Annotated in this window: 17 protein-coding genes; 15 read left to right on the top strand and 2 right to left on the bottom strand. The window is 66.4% G+C overall.

Annotation, left to right across the window (positions count from 1 at the left end; all coding sequences use genetic code 11):
- Window positions 1–8: 8 nt before the first annotated feature.
- From BN972_RS27025 to BN972_RS30030, 11 genes are all read left to right on the top strand, one after another.
- The gene (locus BN972_RS27025) at window positions 9–1169 is read left to right on the top strand and encodes a TDT family transporter (RefSeq protein ID WP_080697227.1); all 1161 of its coding nucleotides are present in this window, start codon (window positions 9–11) and stop codon (window positions 1167–1169) included.
- Between the two features lie 35 nt (window positions 1170–1204).
- A complete protein-coding gene (locus tag BN972_RS27020) occupies window positions 1205–1906 on the top strand; it encodes a GAP family protein (protein ID WP_099051227.1) in 702 nt (233 codons plus the stop codon).
- Window positions 1907–1926: 20 nt separating this feature from the next.
- The gene (locus BN972_RS27015; protein ID WP_036365620.1) at window positions 1927–2157 is read left to right on the top strand and encodes a hypothetical protein; all 231 of its coding nucleotides are present in this window, start codon (window positions 1927–1929) and stop codon (window positions 2155–2157) included.
- A 119-nt stretch (window positions 2158–2276) separates the two neighbouring features.
- Window positions 2277–4553 (top strand): serine/threonine-protein kinase, encoded by a 2277-nt coding sequence (locus BN972_RS27010; RefSeq protein ID WP_036365617.1) that lies wholly within the window; start codon window positions 2277–2279, stop codon window positions 4551–4553.
- A 61-nt stretch (window positions 4554–4614) separates the two neighbouring features.
- Window positions 4615–4779, top strand: coding sequence for a hypothetical protein (locus BN972_RS29870; RefSeq protein WP_167659607.1), 165 nt, complete (start codon window positions 4615–4617; stop codon window positions 4777–4779).
- 36 nt (window positions 4780–4815) lie between these two features.
- Window positions 4816–4977 (top strand): hypothetical protein, encoded by a 162-nt coding sequence (locus BN972_RS29865; protein ID WP_167659606.1) that lies wholly within the window; start codon window positions 4816–4818, stop codon window positions 4975–4977.
- A gap of 116 nt (window positions 4978–5093) precedes the next feature.
- Window positions 5094–5843 (top strand): MFS transporter, encoded by a 750-nt coding sequence (locus BN972_RS31070; protein WP_315968815.1) that lies wholly within the window; start codon window positions 5094–5096, stop codon window positions 5841–5843.
- Between the two features lie 23 nt (window positions 5844–5866).
- Complete coding sequence (locus tag BN972_RS31065; RefSeq protein WP_315968814.1) at window positions 5867–6712, top strand: MFS transporter; 846 nt, start codon at window positions 5867–5869, stop codon at window positions 6710–6712.
- Between the two features lie 9 nt (window positions 6713–6721).
- Window positions 6722–7606: an alpha/beta fold hydrolase gene (locus BN972_RS26995; protein ID WP_200869769.1), complete on the top strand. Its 885-nt coding sequence runs from the start codon at window positions 6722–6724 to the stop codon at window positions 7604–7606.
- A gap of 103 nt (window positions 7607–7709) precedes the next feature.
- Window positions 7710–8174 carry a lipoprotein LpqH gene (locus BN972_RS26990; protein WP_036365612.1) on the top strand — a complete coding sequence of 155 codons (465 nt, stop codon included), beginning with the start codon at window positions 7710–7712 and terminating at the stop codon, window positions 8172–8174.
- 34 nt (window positions 8175–8208) lie between these two features.
- A complete protein-coding gene (locus tag BN972_RS30030) occupies window positions 8209–9111 on the top strand; it encodes an MAP_0585 family protein (RefSeq protein WP_342351930.1) in 903 nt (300 codons plus the stop codon).
- Window positions 9112–9125: 14 nt separating this feature from the next.
- Here the strand turns inward: BN972_RS30030 and BN972_RS27945 are convergent, their stop codons facing one another.
- The gene (locus BN972_RS27945) at window positions 9126–9881 is read right to left on the bottom strand and encodes an MBL fold metallo-hydrolase (protein ID WP_051545826.1); all 756 of its coding nucleotides are present in this window, start codon (window positions 9879–9881) and stop codon (window positions 9126–9128) included.
- A gap of 160 nt (window positions 9882–10041) precedes the next feature.
- On the opposite strand from BN972_RS27945, the gene BN972_RS26975 reads away from it, so the two are divergent.
- Window positions 10042–11502, top strand: coding sequence for a WS/DGAT/MGAT family O-acyltransferase (locus tag BN972_RS26975; RefSeq protein ID WP_036365610.1), 1461 nt, complete (start codon window positions 10042–10044; stop codon window positions 11500–11502).
- Here the strand turns inward: BN972_RS26975 and BN972_RS26970 are convergent, their stop codons facing one another.
- Complete coding sequence (locus BN972_RS26970) at window positions 11503–12513, bottom strand: AraC family transcriptional regulator (RefSeq protein WP_036365608.1); 1011 nt, start codon at window positions 12511–12513, stop codon at window positions 11503–11505.
- 86 nt (window positions 12514–12599) lie between these two features.
- Between BN972_RS26970 and BN972_RS26965 the strand changes: the two genes are divergently transcribed.
- The 3 genes from BN972_RS26965 to BN972_RS26955 all read left to right on the top strand — a co-directional run.
- A complete protein-coding gene (locus BN972_RS26965; protein ID WP_036365604.1) occupies window positions 12600–14075 on the top strand; it encodes a flavin-containing monooxygenase in 1476 nt (491 codons plus the stop codon).
- A 60-nt stretch (window positions 14076–14135) separates the two neighbouring features.
- Window positions 14136–14912: an enoyl-CoA hydratase gene (locus BN972_RS26960; protein ID WP_036365601.1), complete on the top strand. Its 777-nt coding sequence runs from the start codon at window positions 14136–14138 to the stop codon at window positions 14910–14912.
- An 85-nt stretch (window positions 14913–14997) separates the two neighbouring features.
- A partial coding sequence (locus BN972_RS26955; RefSeq protein WP_036365597.1) for a PE family protein occupies window positions 14998–15623 on the top strand: 626 nt, incomplete at its 3' end.

The raw sequence follows: 15623 nt of genomic DNA, 5'->3' as shown, positions 1-15623 counted from the left end.
GGCCAGCTATGGCCACCGTGAGGCCGGACGACGCCGCGCCGGCACACTCGCGCGTCGAGGTGCTGGGCAACATCGGACCCAACTGGTTCGCCTCGGTGATGGGCACCGGGATCGTCGCGATCGCCGGCGCCACCTTGCCGGTGCACGTGCCGGGGCTGCGCGGATTCACCCACGGGGTCTGGGTGTTCGCGGCGATCCTGTTGGTAGCACTCATCGTGCTGGTGGGCGGCCATTGGCTGCGAAACCCGAGGGTCGCGCGCACCCACGCTCGCAACCCGCAGATGGCCCACTATTACGGGGCCGCGCCGATGGCGCTGATGACCGTAGGGGCGGGCGCCGTGCTGGTGAGCGGGGATCTCATTGGTGAGCGGATCGCCGTCGACTTGGACTGGGTGTTATGGACCGCCGGCACGCTGGGCGGACTGTTCACCGCCGTGAGCATCCCGTTCCTGATGTTCACCCAGTTGCACGTCGAGCCCGACGCGGCGTTCGGCGGCTGGCTGATGCCGGTCGTCCCGCCGATGGTGTCGGCAGCAACGGGAGCCCTGCTGCTTCCGCACATGCCGCCGGGGACGGGCCGCGAGACCATGCTCTACGGCTGCTACGCGATGTTCGGGCTGTCGCTGCTGGCATCGGCCAACATCATCGCGATGATCTGGAGCCGCCTGGTCCTGTTCGGCACGTCCGGATCGACGCGAGTGCCGACATTGTGGATCGTGCTAGGTCCGCTCGGGCAATCGGTCACGGCCGTGGGACTGCTGGCCGCGGCCGCGTCCACGGGTGCGGTCGACCGACGACTGTCCGAAGCGATGAATGCATTCGCCATCATCTTCGGGGTGCCGGTGTGGGGTTTCGCGGTGCTGTGGATCGCGCTTGCCACCGCCCTGACCGTGCGCACCCTGCGACGCGGCATGCCGTTCGCCCTGACGTGGTGGAGCTTGACGTTCCCGGTGGGCACCTTTGTCACCGGCACTTCGCAACTGGCCGTCCACACCCACCTTCCGGCGTTTCGGGTGGCCGCGGTGATCGCGTATCTGGGCCTGCTGTTGACGTGGATCCTGGTGACGGTCCGCACCGCGCGAGGCAGCGTGGGCGGCACGCTGCTCAAACTGCCGCCGAGTTCGGATCCGGTGAAGGCCAGCAAGGACGCCGCGGCCGACGCAAACTGAGCTTTGCGGCAATTCGGGCTTCGGTTGAGTTCTGCGTGGGAAGATTGCTGCCCGTGACAGGACATTGGAGCTCGGTGCTGACGGCTCTCATCCCGTTGGCTCTGGTCATTGCGGTCTCGCCGTTGACGATCATTCCGGCGGTGCTGGTCCTGCATTCCCCGCGTCCGCGTCCTACCGGGTTGGCGTTCCTGGGCGGCTGGTTGCTGGGGCTGTGTGCGCTGACCGCCATCTTCGTCTCGGCGGCCGGGCTGCTTGGTGGTCTGCACAAGACGCCACCGGCCTGGGCGTCCTGGCTGCGTGTCGTGCTCGGGTCGGCGCTGATCCTGTTCGGCATCTATCGCTGGCTGACCCGGCACCGGGAGTCCCAAGAGCCACGCTGGATGCGGGCGTTCGGCACCATCACACCGGTGCGGGCCGGCGTGACGGCCCTGGTGCTGACAGTAGTGCGCCTGGAAGTCTCGCTGCTGTGCCTGGCGGCCGGGGTGGCCATCGGCACCGGGGGGTTCGACGCCGGCGGGAAGTTCCTCGCGTCCGCGGTGTTCGTCGCGGTCTCCGCGTCGACGGTGGCGATCCCGATCCTGGCTTACGTGAGTGCCGGGGACCGCCTGGACGAGCCCCTGACCAGGCTCAAGGACTGGATGTCGAAGAACCACGCGGCCATGCTTGCCGCCGTCCTGGTGCTCATCGGGTTGATGGTGCTCTACAACGGAGTCGGCGCCTTGTCGAAAAGCTCGTGACACAGCCGCGGTCGCCAGCAGTGACGGCCGCCGTCGTCCTCGCGGTCACGGTGGGTGGGCTTTCCGCGGCGCACCTGTGGGGCCTGTTGATGCTCGCCGCGGGGCTCCACGCGGTATTCGCGCCCGCGGTGCTGGCGAGCACCACCATGTTCGCGGTGCTGGATCTGGTCGCCGCGGCGCTCATCCTGACGCTGACGCTGATGCCGTCCAACAGCCGCTCATTGTCCGGTCACCGGCAGGTCGCCCGCTGATCCAACACGCTGTCGGGCGGTCACTTCTCATGTTTAGCTTGAAGACGGCCGTGCGTCCCCGCGTGCGCGGTTTTAATGTATTTGCCGAAGTATCATCTGGTTTTCGCTGAGGGGGCCGAGTGCAAGGCACGACATTCGGCCGCTACCAGTTCCTCGAATTGCTGGGCCGGGGCGGCATGGGTGAGGTGTGGCGTGCCTACGACACCGAGACCCAACGCGTCGTCGCCGTCAAAGTGCTGACCGCCAACCTCGCCAACGACCCGACGTTCGAACAGCGGTTTCGCCGGGAGGCCCTGGCGGCGGCCGGTCTCAACGACCCGCACGTGGTGCCCATCCACCATTTCGGTGAGATCGACGGACGCCTGTACGTAGACATGCGGCTGGTCGTGGGCCGCGACCTGCAGGACATCATCGCCGAGGGCGCGCTGGAACCCGAACGCGCGGTACACATCATCGAACAGATCGCCTCCGCGCTGCGCGCCGCGCACCGGATCGGCTTGGTGCACCGCGACGTCAAACCGTCCAACATCCTGGTCACCGAGGACGACTTCGCCTACCTGATTGACTTCGGCATCGCCCGAGCGGCAGGTGATTCCCACATGACCGGCACCGGCAACGTCATTGGCACCTGGGCGTACATGGCGCCCGAACGCGTGACTTCCGGCCAGACCGACCCGCGCGGTGACACCTACGCGCTCGGCTGCGTGCTGCACGAGTGCCTGACCGGCAGCCAGCCGTTCCCCGGCAGCAGTCTGGAACAGCAGATCGGGGGGCACCTGAGCCTGCCGCCGCCACGGCCGTCCACCCTGCGCCGCGGCATACCCGAAGAGCTGGACAACGTGATCGCGACGGCCATGGCCAAGAATCCCGAGCAGCGTTATTCGACGGTCACCGACATGGCGGCCGCGGCCCGGGAAGCGGTCACCGGAACCCGCCCCATCCCGCTGCGCCGGCCCGAACCGGTCCAACAGCGCACCCAGCTCGCACCACCACCTCCCGTCCCGCCGAGGCAGCCGCCGCCTCCGCCGCGACGCGGCGGCCCGGCCTACCCAGACCACTCGCAGCGCCGCCCCACGGCCGAGCCGCCGCGGCGCCCACCCTCGGACCCGAATCAGCGCCGGCCACAGATGCCGCCGCCCGCCGCCTACCGCCCGCCGTCGGAGCCCAATCAGTACCGCCCGGCGCCGGATCCGTCCCCGCAGCGGCCGCCTACCGATCCCACCCAACGCCGGCCCAGTACGGACCCCAACCAGCACCGCTCAATCAACGACGAGCCGACGCTGTACCGGCAACCGAGTGACCCCCCCACGCCCGTCCCGTTCCCGGTAGCCGCTCCGGCGGCCGCACCGGACAGCGGCCCCGGCCGCGAGCAGGGAAGCAAACCCAAGGGCGAGCAGGGAAGCAAACCGAAGCGCAGGCGCCGCACCCCGCTCATCCTGGCGGGCGTCGGTGTGCTGCTCACCGTCATCGCCGTCGTCGCCGGCATTGCCTTGAGCGGCGGTGGCGACAGCCCCGGCAGCGGCCAGGCGGCCGAACGGTCGGGCAGCGGGGAACCGGCACCGCCGGCCAACGGCGGACCGTTCACCGGCACCTATACCGCCGACTTCGGTCCGAAGATGTCCCTGGCCGGCAAGGAGGTTGCGAATTCCGAGCCGCCGGGCCAGGAGACGTGGGTACTGCGTTCCGCGTGCACCGGCAAGGGGGGCAGCGGCTGCGTCGCGACGGCGCAGCGCACCGACGGGCCCTACAACCACACTCCCAAGCTGGTATTCGACGATGTCCGGGGACGCTGGATCGCGATCGCTCTCGAAGGCGGCAAGTGCAACGACAAGAGCATTGAGAAGTGGAATTACGTCTGGCTGAATCCGAAATCGGACGGCTCCCTGGTCGGCGAATGGATCACCGACTCCCTCGATTGCTACAGCAAGCGGTCGGTGACATTCACCCGAACCGGTGACGCTGAACTCGGCAACCTTCCAGACCCGGCCGAGCAGCGTGCGCGCGTCGTGTCCCCGGCCGAGGCGCTGCACGGCGCTTACCATCTGCTGACCACCTATACCGGTGCCAACGCCCCGAAGCCGCAGGAAGCCGACTACACCGTCGACACCATCTGTCTGCGCACCGGGGACCGCTGCCTGAGCCGGTTCGTCAGGAACGGCACCAGCGGCACCCAGTTACTGCAATTCGCCAACGACGTCTGGACCCGCGACGACGAGTACGACGCGTCCTGCCCGGCCGGCGGCACCTCGCACGTCAAGATCAAAGGCACCTTCCCGCTGCCGGAGCCACCCCAGGACCCGATAGCGGTGCTGGCCGGGAGCGGCACCAAGGATGAAACGGGCAGTGCCTGCAAGGGCGGCCCGTACGAGATGAAGTTCACCCGCACCGGCGACTGACGTCTGTTTGGGCCCCCCGGTAGCGCGGGTAGGCAGCAGGGAGTCCAGCAGAGGAGCCGTTGTGATCGACGCACGTTCGACCGGACCCCAGACGCCGGAACGCGGTACGCCCGGTGAGGTGCCGGAGCGCCTTACCCCGTCGGAGACGCCGGAACGGCTCACGCCATCCGAACCGCCGGAGCGGCTACCTCCCCAGGACCCGCCCGAGCGACTCACCCCGGCGTGACGCTTAACAACCCGCTTGCTAACCAAGGAGAATTTCATGCGCGCAGAAGAAGGCGACGAATCAGTGAAGGACTATGCCGTCGAGGGCGAGCAGACGCTGAACAGGATCAAGGATGCGCAGCATTCTTCCGGCAATCCGCTGACCCGCATCGCTCGTCGACTGTTCCGGCTGTTGCCGGGTCGGGCGGGCGGCGCCTAATCCGTCTGACCGTGGCGCGTTTTCCGGCGCGCTCCAACGGGTATTGAGACCGGGAGTCTCGCTACGAGACTGACAGTCTTGTTTTACTGCTGTCCACTGCAACGGAAGCAGGGCCCGTGACTGGAATCGCGGTCAGAACCCTCAAACGCCCGGATCAGTCACCGAACTCCTTCGCGCAAGGCTCCCGCGCGCGACGGGGGTGGACGCTGTTCATCGCCTGTGCCGGGGTGGCCCTCGTCATCGCGTCGATGGTTGCGCTCAACACGGCCCTGAGCGACATCGCCAACGCCACGGCGGCAACCCAGACGCAGCTGACCTGGATCGTGGACAGTTACACGCTGTTGCTGGCGTGCCTGCTGCTGCCCGCCGGCGCCATCGGTGACCGGTACGGCCGGCGCAGCGCCCTGCTGGTCGGCATCGCCATCTTCGCGATCGCGTCAGCCGCACCCCTGGTCTTCGACAGTCCGCTACAGATCATCGCGGCGCGCGGGTTGGCCGGTGCCGGCGCGGCTTTCGTCATGCCGGCGACCCTGTCGCTGCTGACGGTGGCCTATCCGCCTGAGGCGCGCACCAAGGCCGTCGGCATTTGGGCGGGTGTTGCGGGCTCGGGCGGGCTGTTCGGCTTGATCGGTACCGGCCTGCTGGTCGAGTTCTTCGATTGGCGCTCGATTTTCTGGACCTTGGCGATCGCTGGGGTGGTGGTCTTCCTGCTCACCCTGACCATCGCCGAGTCCCGTGATCCCGATGCGCCGCGCCTGGACGTGCCCGGGGCGGCGACCATCGGGGCGGCGGTCGCGGTGTTCGTGTTCGGCATTCTGCAGGCACCCTCGCACGGCTGGAGCGACCCCACGTCTTCGGCTGCCTGATCGGCGGGGCGGCACTCGCGGTGGTGTTCGGTCTTCTCGAGCGTCGGCGCCGGCATCCGCTGCTGGATATTCGCCTGTTCGGTAATCCCTATTTCGGCACCGGCGCCGCAACCATCACCATGGTCTTTCTGGCCACCTTCGCGCTGTTCTTTCTGGTGGTGCAGTACCTCCAACAAGTAAAGGGCTACTCCGCATTGGTCGCGGCGCTTGCGCTGAGCCCCATGGCGATACCGCTGCTAACGCTGTCCTTGCTGTCGTCGTGGTACCTGCCGAAGCTGGGGCTGCGTGCGGTCGTCTTCGCCAGCATGGTGCTGATCTCGATCGGCTTCCTGTGCATGTGCACGCTCACCGCCGACTCCTCCTACCTCCAGGTCTGCTGGCCCCTGATGATCATCAGCACTGGATTTGGATTGTGCACTGCACCAACAACTTCGGCGATCATGGGCGCGGCGCCGGATCAGAAGCAAGGGGTGGCTTCCGCTGTCAATGACGCCACGCGCGAGCTGGGTGGTGCGCTGGGCATCGCCCTGGCCGGCTCGATCCTGGCGGGCAGTTACAGCCATCGGATCGCCGGTGCGCTCGGTGATTTCCCCGAACCGGTGCGTGGGCCGGCGTCGGATTCGTTGACCAAGGCGCTCGCGGTCGCCAATCACCTTGGACCGCAGGGCCTTGCGCTGGCGGAGCGCAGCAAGGACGCCTTCGTGGCGGCCACCAATTCCTCTTACGCGGTCATGGCCGCCGTCGTCGCCGTCGCGGCCTGCGCCATCCCGTTGTTCGCCCCCGGGCGTGACGGCGAACGGTTGGCCGTGGTGCGTCGGTTGCAGGGTCGCCGGCTGTCATCCCGGCTGCGAGGCCACCCGACCTTTTAGTATTTCCTGATGGCTCCGGTCTCCAGCGCGGCTGAACCGTTCATCACCCACCGACCCGGTGGGTTACGCATCGTCTCCGACCGCCAGGGTAACCCGCAGGCGCGGGCGGTGGTGTTCCTGCACGGCGGTGGGCAGACCCGCCGCTCCTGGGCGAAGGCGGCGGCCGCCGTCGCCGAGCGCGGCTACCAGGCGGTGACCGTCGATCTGCGGGGACACGGCGAATCCGACTGGTCCGATGACGGCGACTACCGCGTGATCAGCTTTGCCCGCGACGTGGAGGACGTGTTGCGCGGGCTGCCGGCCAAGCCGGTGCTGGTGGGCGCCTCGCTGGGAGGGTTCACCTCGATGCTGCTGGCCGGCGAGCTGACCCCGGGCATCGCCAGCGCAATCGTGCTGGTCGACATCGTGCCCAACATGGAGCAGTCGGGCGCGGCGCGGATCCACGACTTCATGTCCGAGCGGGTGGAAACGGGGTTTGCCTCGCTGGACGAGGTCGCCGACGCGATCGCTCAATACAACCCGCACCGGCCCCGGCCCACCGATCTCGATGGGCTGACCACCAACCTGCGTCGCCGCGGCGATCGCTGGTACTGGCACTGGGATCCGCGGTTCATCAACGGCACCGCGGCTCACCCGCCCATCGAGGTCACCGATCCCGATCGCATGCACAACGCCGTCGAGTCGATCCTGCGCGACGGTGTGCCGATGCTATTGGTGCGGGGCAAGATGAGTGACCTGGTCAGCCAGGAGCGCGCAGAGGAATTCCTCACCCGCTTCCCGCAAGTCGAGTTCACCGACGTGCGCGGGGCAGGCCACATGGTGGCCGGTGACCGCAACGACGTCTTCGCCGGTGCGGTGCTGGATTTCCTTGACCGGCATGTCGCCGCCGGCTGAGGACTTGTCGGCCGTTTAGGAACGCTGTATGACTTGGTTTGCGCGATTCGGATAGCGGGTACTCGCGCGCAGCGCGTGTGTGGCGGCACCAAGGAGAACATCGGTGAAGCGTGAATTCTCGGTCGGCGTAGTCGGGGTCGCCCTCGTGGTCGCGGCCTGTGCGGGTTGTTCGAGCAAGAATTCCGATACGGGTCAACCGAGTTCGCCCGCGGCGCCCGCGGGCCCGGTGGTGATCGTCGACGGCAAGAACCTCAACGTCACCGGTCAGGTCACCTGCCAGGCGTCCGGTGCCAACACCAACATCGGCATAGGTGACGCTGCGAACGGCATCGGTGCCGTGGTCAGCAACGACAAACCGCCCATCGTGCACGCGGTCGGGCTCGGCGCCGTCGACGGGATCGTGCTCGGCTTCTCCGACGCCGCGCCGAATCAGGCCACCAATGCCGGGGCGGCGTTGAAGGACAAGACGTATGCGATCAAGGGCACCGCTTCGGGTGTCGACATGACCAACCCGGATCAACCGCGGCCGGTGACCAAGCCGTTCGAGATGAGCGTGACCTGCCCGTAGTGCAGGCGGCCGAAGCCCAGGAGGGGACTCAGCTATGACGATGAAACGAGCCGTCAGCGCGGTGGCGGTTGCGGCGGGTCTTGGTCTCTCTGCGGTGCTGCTGGATGCCGGCCCGGCCTATTCAGCTCCGACGAGACCGATCCCGTTGGCGCCGGACACCCCGACGGAGGCGACCACCGCGCCGGCCCCCAAGACCACCGCCACCAAGCCGCAGACGACGCAGGCGCCGCAGACAACGGCACCGCAGACAACGGCGCCGCAGAGCACGGTCGCTCCGACCCAGACCACTACCGCGCCGGCCACCCAGACGACGACGGCGCCGAGCACACAGACCACCACCCCGAGTACGCAGACCACCACACCGTCGAGCACCCAAACCACCACCACCACAGCGTCTTCCACCACCACATCGTCGAGCGGACAGACCACCACGTCGGGTTCGCAGACCACGACATCGAGTGGGCAGACCACCACCCCGGCGGGGCAGTCGACGTCGACCACACCCGCGCCGGGCATCACCATCGTCATCAACGCCCCGCCCACCCAGCCGCCGCACCCACCCTTCATTCCGCGGATCGCGCTGGTGCTGCCGGGCGCGCAGATCGGCGGTCCCGCGGACACGCTGGCCGGCTTCAGCCTGCCGGGCCGCGGTGCGCCGCCGCCACCGCCGGCGCGTGGCTTCGGCTGGAACGACGGCTTCGCGCCCGGACACCCGCCACCCAACTGGCAGGGCCCGCCGCCCCCTGGGGGCTGGAACGGTCCGCCGCCGCCCGGCGGCTGGAACCGGCCATGGAATGGCCCGGTGCGCGATGTCGGCTACGCCCGCAACGATTTCGGCCAGTTCAACTACAACAGCTTCACCGTCACGCCGGTCTTCAACTGGCAGTACGGCGGCTGGGGTTACTGGTTCTTCGGGGTCTGGGTACCGCTTTACTAGCCAACCAGCGTCTACTAGCCAAGTAGCGGCCAGCCCGGCTCGGCTACTCGCTCTCGCAGCGAATCAAGCTGCAACGCAACGTTTTCAGTGAGCGGAGCGCGGTGCCCCGGGCACACGTAGCGAATCGGTAATTGCAAGAGCGCAGTCATCGATGCGCGTGCGTCGTCCAACTCGAGGGTCACCAAACGCGACATGAAACGCAGCTTGCCCCCAACCACGGCCAGGGCGTCACCGGCGAACAGCACGCCGTCAGGTTCATAGAAGTACGCGACATGCCCCGGCGTATGACCCGGCGTCTCCACCACCCGGAACTGGCCCAGCAGCAGATCGCCGTTGCGCACCAGCACATCCGCCGCCACGGCGGTCGAGGTGGCGGCGCTCAACAGCCCGCGGGCCAGCACGAGGGGGCCGCGTTCGGGGACTTGCTTGCTCAACCAACCGGGGAAACCACCACGCGCGGTTTCCCGCATAAAGTACGGCCGGTCGCCGCCGTGGTAGTGCACCCGGGCGCCCGACAAGGCCTTCATCCGTGCCGCCCCCGCCGCATGATCGTTGTGCCAATGGGATAACAGGATCGTGTGCACATCGGCCGGACTCCGCCCCAGCATGTCCAAACCGTTGAGTACCGGTGCCGCATCCGACGTCATGCCGGCATCGACCAGGACTACGCCGTCATCGTCGACGACCGCGTACGAACAGCAGACATAGCTGCGCTGCCGGAGGCACCACACCCGCTCGGTCACCGGCAGTAGCTGGACCCGCGATCTCATGCGCCCTCCTCCGGGCTGGGGCTTCATCCTCCCGCGATCCTCCCGCGGGGGTAGACGCGGCGGCAGTCCTTTTCGCATATCCGCGGACCTCGGTTTCGGCTACGGTCCACACTGGTGCTGTTTTCGGGTCAGCATGAGTGACAGGAATAAGGAGTAGGCCATGGGCAAGACCGCCAGGCGGCTCGGTCCGCAAGACATGTTCTTCCTCTACGCCGAGACGTCGAGCACGATGATGCATGTCGGTGGCCTGATGCCCTTCACGCCGCCGCCGGATGCGCCGAAAGACTTCCTGCGCCAACTCGTCGACGAAAGCAAGGCCAGTGCGGTCGTGGATCCGTGGAATCTCAAACTGAGCCAGCCGGACCTTTTGTTCAGTCCCATCCAGTCGTGGGTCTACGACGACAACTTCGATCTGGACTACCATGTGCGGCGCTCGGCGCTGGCCAGTCCCGGAGATGAGCGCGAACTCGGAATCCTGGTGTCCCGCTTGCACAGTAACGCTTTGGACCTGCGCCGTCCGCCGTGGGAAATGCATTTCATCGAAGGCCTCGAAGGCGGTCGTTTCGCTCTCTACGTCAAGATGCATCACGCTCTGGTGGACGGCTACACCGGACAGAAGATGCTCGCGCGCAGTCTGTCCACCGACCCGCACGACACCACCCACCCGCTGTTCTTCAACATTCCCACCCCTGGGCGGGTATCGGCGGCCAAGGAGGAATCCGGCGGCGGAATCGCCGGAAGCCTGCTCCGCAGCGTGGGCAGCGTGGTGAGCAACCTTGGTGGAGTGGTCAGCGGGGTGGGCAGTGTGATGGGGTCAGTGGCCGGCGCCGGCCGGTCCACCCTGGACCTCACCAAAGCCATCATCAACACCCAGCTGCGTAGCGACAACGAATACCGCAACCTGATCGGATCGGTGCAGGCGCCGCGGTCGATCCTGAACACCCGCATCAGCCGGAACCGCCGCTTCGCCACCCAGCAGTACGAGTTGGACCGGTTGAAAAAGATCGGCGCGGCCAATGATGCGACCGTCAACGATGTTGCGCTGGCGATCGTCGGTGGCAGTCTGCGCCGGTTCCTCGACGAGCTGGGCGAGCTGCCGGAGAAGTCACTGATCGCAATGCTGCCGGTCAACGTGCGCCCCAAGGACGACGAGGGTGGCGGCAACGCTGTGGCCAGCATCCTGGCAACGTTGGGCACCGACATCGCCGACCCGATCGAACGCCTACGGGCCGTTACCACCACCACCCGAATTGCGAAAGCCGAACTGGCAAAAATGAATCGGGAAGCGATACTCGCGTACACCGCGGCGCTGATGGCGCCGTTCGGTATGCAGCTGGCGAGCACCCTCACCGGGGTGAAGACGCCATGGCCCTATACGTTCAACCTCTGCGTGAGCAATGTGCCGGGTCCCCAGGACGTGCTCTACCTGCGGGGCAGTCGGATGGAGGCGTCGTTCCCCGTCTCGCTGGTGGCGCACAGTCAGGCACTCAACATCACGCTGCAGAGCTACGCCAGCACCCTGAACTTCGGGTTCATCGGTTGCCGAGACACGCTGCCGCACTTACAAAGGTTGGCGGTCTACACCGGGGAAGCGCTCGACGAATTAGCGGACGCGAGTTGATTATTCAGCACTACCGGCCCATTCCTGCCGGCACTCTCGCGGCGTCTTGTCGAACCAACGCCGGCAGGACCGGTTGAGCGCGCTCTGCTCGGTATAGCCGAGCAGGCTCGCGATCTGCCCCAGCCGCAACCGGGGCTCGGCAAGGTATTGCGCCGCCAGGGTGCGGCGTTCCCGGTCGATGACGTCCTGGCAGCTTGTGCCTTCGGTTGCCAACCGCCGCTGCAGCGTTCGCGGATGCACGGCCAGCCGGTCGGCAATCACCTCACCGCTGCAATGCCCTAGGGGCAGCAACCGACGGGCCAACTCGGCCACCCGCTCCGACAGCGGTGCCGTGCTCGGCAGGCATCTCGCTTCCAGGTACTTGACGGCTATGCGCCTCGCCTCAGGGTCGGCGTGGTCGATGCGTTGCTGCAGCACATAACTGGGAAGTTCTATCCCGCACCAGGATTGGCCGAAGCGTACCGGGCAGCCCAGTGCTTCGCGGTAGGCTGCGTCGGAGCTTAGTTGGTCGTGCACAAACGAGACCGTGACCGGCGTTTGCGGTCCGGCCAGGATGCGGTTCGTCCGCACCATCAGACCGACGCTCATCTCGTATGCCTGCAATGAGTACGGCACACCCGGTTCCACCTGCTCCACGATCATCCGGACTTCGGTCTCGGTGGGTCGCGCCGACCTGATTTTGACCCCGGCGGTATGTGCATAGCTGTAGCGCGCGCTGGCTTGCATTGCTTCCAGGACTGTGTCGCAGTTCCGCAGGATGACCGCCACGGGCCCGACGGCGTCCAGACCTCTTATGCGAGAGAGGCGTAACCCGAAGTCTGGGCACTTGAGTTCCACGGCGGTCGTTTCGATCATGCGCGCGAACGCCGGCGTGGGGATGAACGCGTCTTCTTCTTGTTCAATCCCGGCCGGGATGTGGAATCGCGAGAGATAGCTGAGCGGGTCACCTCCGAGCTCTCGTACCAACTCGGGGTAGCCCCGCATGGCCGTCGCGCGGACCAGGCTGCTCATCAATCACCTCCCGGTGTCGGGAAATGATAAAGAAGTGTCGGAATGTGTCAAGACCGTCGGTCTCGGCGGCGCTCATCCTGAATGCTATGACCGCACAGCACTTCGACGTCCTGATCATCGGTGCCGGACTGTCCGGTATCGGAACGGCATGTCACTTGACGACTCGCCAACCCAACCGGTCGATCGCGATCCTGGAGCGACGCGAGCGGATCGGTGGCACGTGGGACTTGTTCCGCTACCCGGGGATCCGCTCCGACGCGGACATGCTGACCATGGCCTACGAATTTCGGCCCTGGCGGAATCCGCAGGTGTTGGCGTCGGGCGAAGCTATTCGGCGCTACATCGCCGAAACGGCGGCCGAGTACGGCGTCGACAAAAAGATTCATTACGGTCTGAGAATCGTTGGCGCTGACTGGTCGCCGACGGATGGCCGGTGGACGTTGACCGCACAACGCGAAACGACCGGCGAGGCCTGCAGGTACAGCTGCCGCTACTTGATCGCATGCACTGGCTACTACGACCATGACACCGGTTACCTGCCCGCGCTGCCGGGCTCGAACCGCTTTTCGGGTCGCATCGTGCATCCGCAGCACTGGCCCGAGGATTTGGACTACGCCGGCAAGAAAATCGTCGTGATCGGCAGCGGTGCAACGGCAGTCACCTTGGTGCCGGCGCTGACCGGTTCCGCCGCTCATGTCACCATGCTGCAACGCTCGCCCTCCTACGTCTTGTCGTTGCCCTCGGTGGACAAACTTTCGCAGTCGTTGACGAGGGTTCTTTCCGTCGAGCGGGTGTATGCACTGGCCCGCAGGCGCAACATCCTCCTGCTGCGCAGGGTCTATTCGGCATGCCGGCGTTGGCCGCGCCTGAGCAGACGTCTCCTGCTGTGGCTGGTACACCGCCAGGTCGGTACGGGCTTCGACATGACCCATTTCATGCCGCGGTACCAGCCATGGGACGAGCGCATGTGCATGGCCCCTGACGGTGATCTGTTCAAAGCGCTCACCTGCGGCGGCGCGTCGATCGTTACCGATGAGATCGAATCCATCACTACAACAGGTATTTTGACGAGATCAGGGCGCGAGATCCAGGCTGACATCATCGTCACTGCGACTGGCCTGAACCTGCAGATGCTGGGGGGTATGCAACTGTCGGTAAACGGGCGACCCGTCAACCTCTGCGACCGGATGGCGTATAAGGCCGTCTTGGTCCAAGACCTCCCAAATTTCGCCTGGCTGATGGGCTATACCAACGCACCGTGGACCCTGAAGTCCGACATCGCCGGCGCGTACCTGGCCCGGCTACTCGACCACATGGATATGAACGGTTATGCGGTGGTGACTCCGCGCGATGTGCACGGCTGTAAGACCGACATCGGCGTGTTGGACACCTTGAAATCCGGCTACGTTGTGCGCGCGAAAAATATCGTGCCGCGACAGGGCTCGAAGTTGCCGTGGCTGACGTTGAATCACTACGAGAAAGACTGTCAGATCCTGCTGGAGGATCCAATCGAAGACGGCGTACTCGAATTCAGCACGATGCCCGCCGAGGCGGTCGCTTAGCGGGGCAGCCGGCTCCTATGCTCGGGTGTTCACCATCCGAGCCGAGTCGGAAAAGAGCGCATGGACACAATCGACAGCCGTTATGTCCGATCCACCCGCCACGACGGTCGGGCGACCATCGAGCTGATCAACGCCGGACCACTGAATATCATTGGCAGCGAAGCGATCTCAGCTCTGACCGACGCATTCCGCGCCATCGGGTCGGACACCGAGGCGCGGGTCGTGGTGTTCCGCGGCGCGGGAGAGAAAGCATTCATCGGCGGCGCCGACATCCACGAAATGGTCACCCTCGATCAGCCCACGGCCGAGGTCTTCATTCGCCGGCTGGCGGGGTTGTGCGAGGCGATCCGCGACTGCCCCCTTCCCGTCGTCGCGCGCCTCGCCGGCTGGTGCCTCGGCGGCGGCCTGGAAGTCGCGATGTGCTGTGACCTGCGAATCGCGGAGTCCGGCGCGAGGTTCGGCATGCCGGAAGTGGCCGTCGGAATCCCGTCGGTGATCCATGCCGCGCTGATGCCCGCATTGATCGGCGCGTCCCACTCGGCCTGGCTGCTGATGACGGGCGAAACGATCGACGCCCGGACGGCGGCGAATTGGGGCTTGGTGCACGAGGTGCTGGTACCGGAAATGCTGGACACCCGCATTGACGAATTGACCGCGAAACTCACCCGATTCGGTCCGCACGCGGTGCGGCAACAAAAGCGTCTGCTGAATAAGTGGTTCGACATGACGATTCAGGGGGCGATCGAAGACAGCGTCGGACAATTCGGCCGTTCGTTCCTGACCGGCGAGCCGCAACAGCACATGCAGGCGTTTCTGTCGCGCAAGCGCGATAAATAGGTGCCGCTTTTTCTCTCGATTTCAGCCATTTATTGCTGACCCAAGGCCCATGATGTCTCTACGCGACAGCACTGGGGGTGTGGCTATGTCTTTTGTGCTCTTGGCGCCGGACATTTTCGAGACGGCGGCAGCGAATGCGGCGCAGATCGGGTCGGCGGTGCTGACCGGCAATCTCGCGGCGCTGGCTCCGACGACCGCCCTGGCGGCGGCCGGCACCGACGAGGTGTCGGCGGCAATTGCGGCGCTGTTCGGCGACTACGCCGGCGAGTACCAAGCGGCCGCGGCGCAGGCGGCGACCTACCACGAGCAGTTCGTAGCCACCCTGAGCGCGTCCGCGGCCTCGTACGCGAGCACCGAGGCGGCCATCGTCGCCTCCATTCAGGGCGCCGCCGCCACGCTGGACACCTCGCTCGCCAGCGGATTCCAAACCCTCGTCTACGGACCGATCCACACCGCCGGCAACGCGTGGATCAGCAGCCCATACGGTCAGGCGCTCGATCCGATCATCAACGGCCCGACGTCAATGCTGTTCGGGCGCGCGCTGATCGGCCACGGAGCCCCCGGCACGGCGGCGAATCCCAACGGCGGTGCGGGTGGCTTCCTGTTCGGCGACGGCGGCGCCGGTTACAGCGCGACCGCCGGCGTGACGCCCGGTGGCAACGGCGGCAACGCCGGGCCGATCGGCAGCGGCGGGCCGGGCGGGGCCGGCTT

The organism is Mycobacterium asiaticum DSM 44297 (assembly GCF_000613245.1).
Lineage (GTDB): Bacteria > Actinomycetota > Actinomycetes > Mycobacteriales > Mycobacteriaceae > Mycobacterium > Mycobacterium asiaticum.
Note: the sequence above shows the minus strand (reverse complement) of the source record. Positions and strands in the feature narration are given on the sequence as shown.

Excerpts from the sequence above, each read along its gene's own strand:
- BN972_RS26975 (WP_036365610.1), top strand. The coding sequence starts at position 10,042 with ATGGGCAAGACCGCCAGGCGGCTCGGTCCGCAAGACATGTTCTTCCTC.
- BN972_RS29865 (WP_167659606.1), top strand. The coding sequence starts at position 4,816 with ATGCGCGCAGAAGAAGGCGACGAATCAGTGAAGGACTATGCCGTCGAG.
- BN972_RS26995 (WP_200869769.1), top strand. The coding sequence starts at position 6,722 with ATGGCTCCGGTCTCCAGCGCGGCTGAACCGTTCATCACCCACCGACCC.
- BN972_RS26970 (WP_036365608.1), bottom strand. The coding sequence starts at position 12,513 with ATGAGCAGCCTGGTCCGCGCGACGGCCATGCGGGGCTACCCCGAGTTG.
- BN972_RS27945 (WP_051545826.1), bottom strand. The coding sequence starts at position 9,881 with ATGAGATCGCGGGTCCAGCTACTGCCGGTGACCGAGCGGGTGTGGTGC.
- BN972_RS26965 (WP_036365604.1), top strand. The coding sequence starts at position 12,600 with ATGACCGCACAGCACTTCGACGTCCTGATCATCGGTGCCGGACTGTCC.
- BN972_RS27025 (WP_080697227.1), top strand. The coding sequence starts at position 9 with ATGGCCACCGTGAGGCCGGACGACGCCGCGCCGGCACACTCGCGCGTC.
- BN972_RS26960 (WP_036365601.1), top strand. The coding sequence starts at position 14,136 with ATGGACACAATCGACAGCCGTTATGTCCGATCCACCCGCCACGACGGT.
- BN972_RS30030 (WP_342351930.1), top strand. The coding sequence starts at position 8,209 with ATGACGATGAAACGAGCCGTCAGCGCGGTGGCGGTTGCGGCGGGTCTT.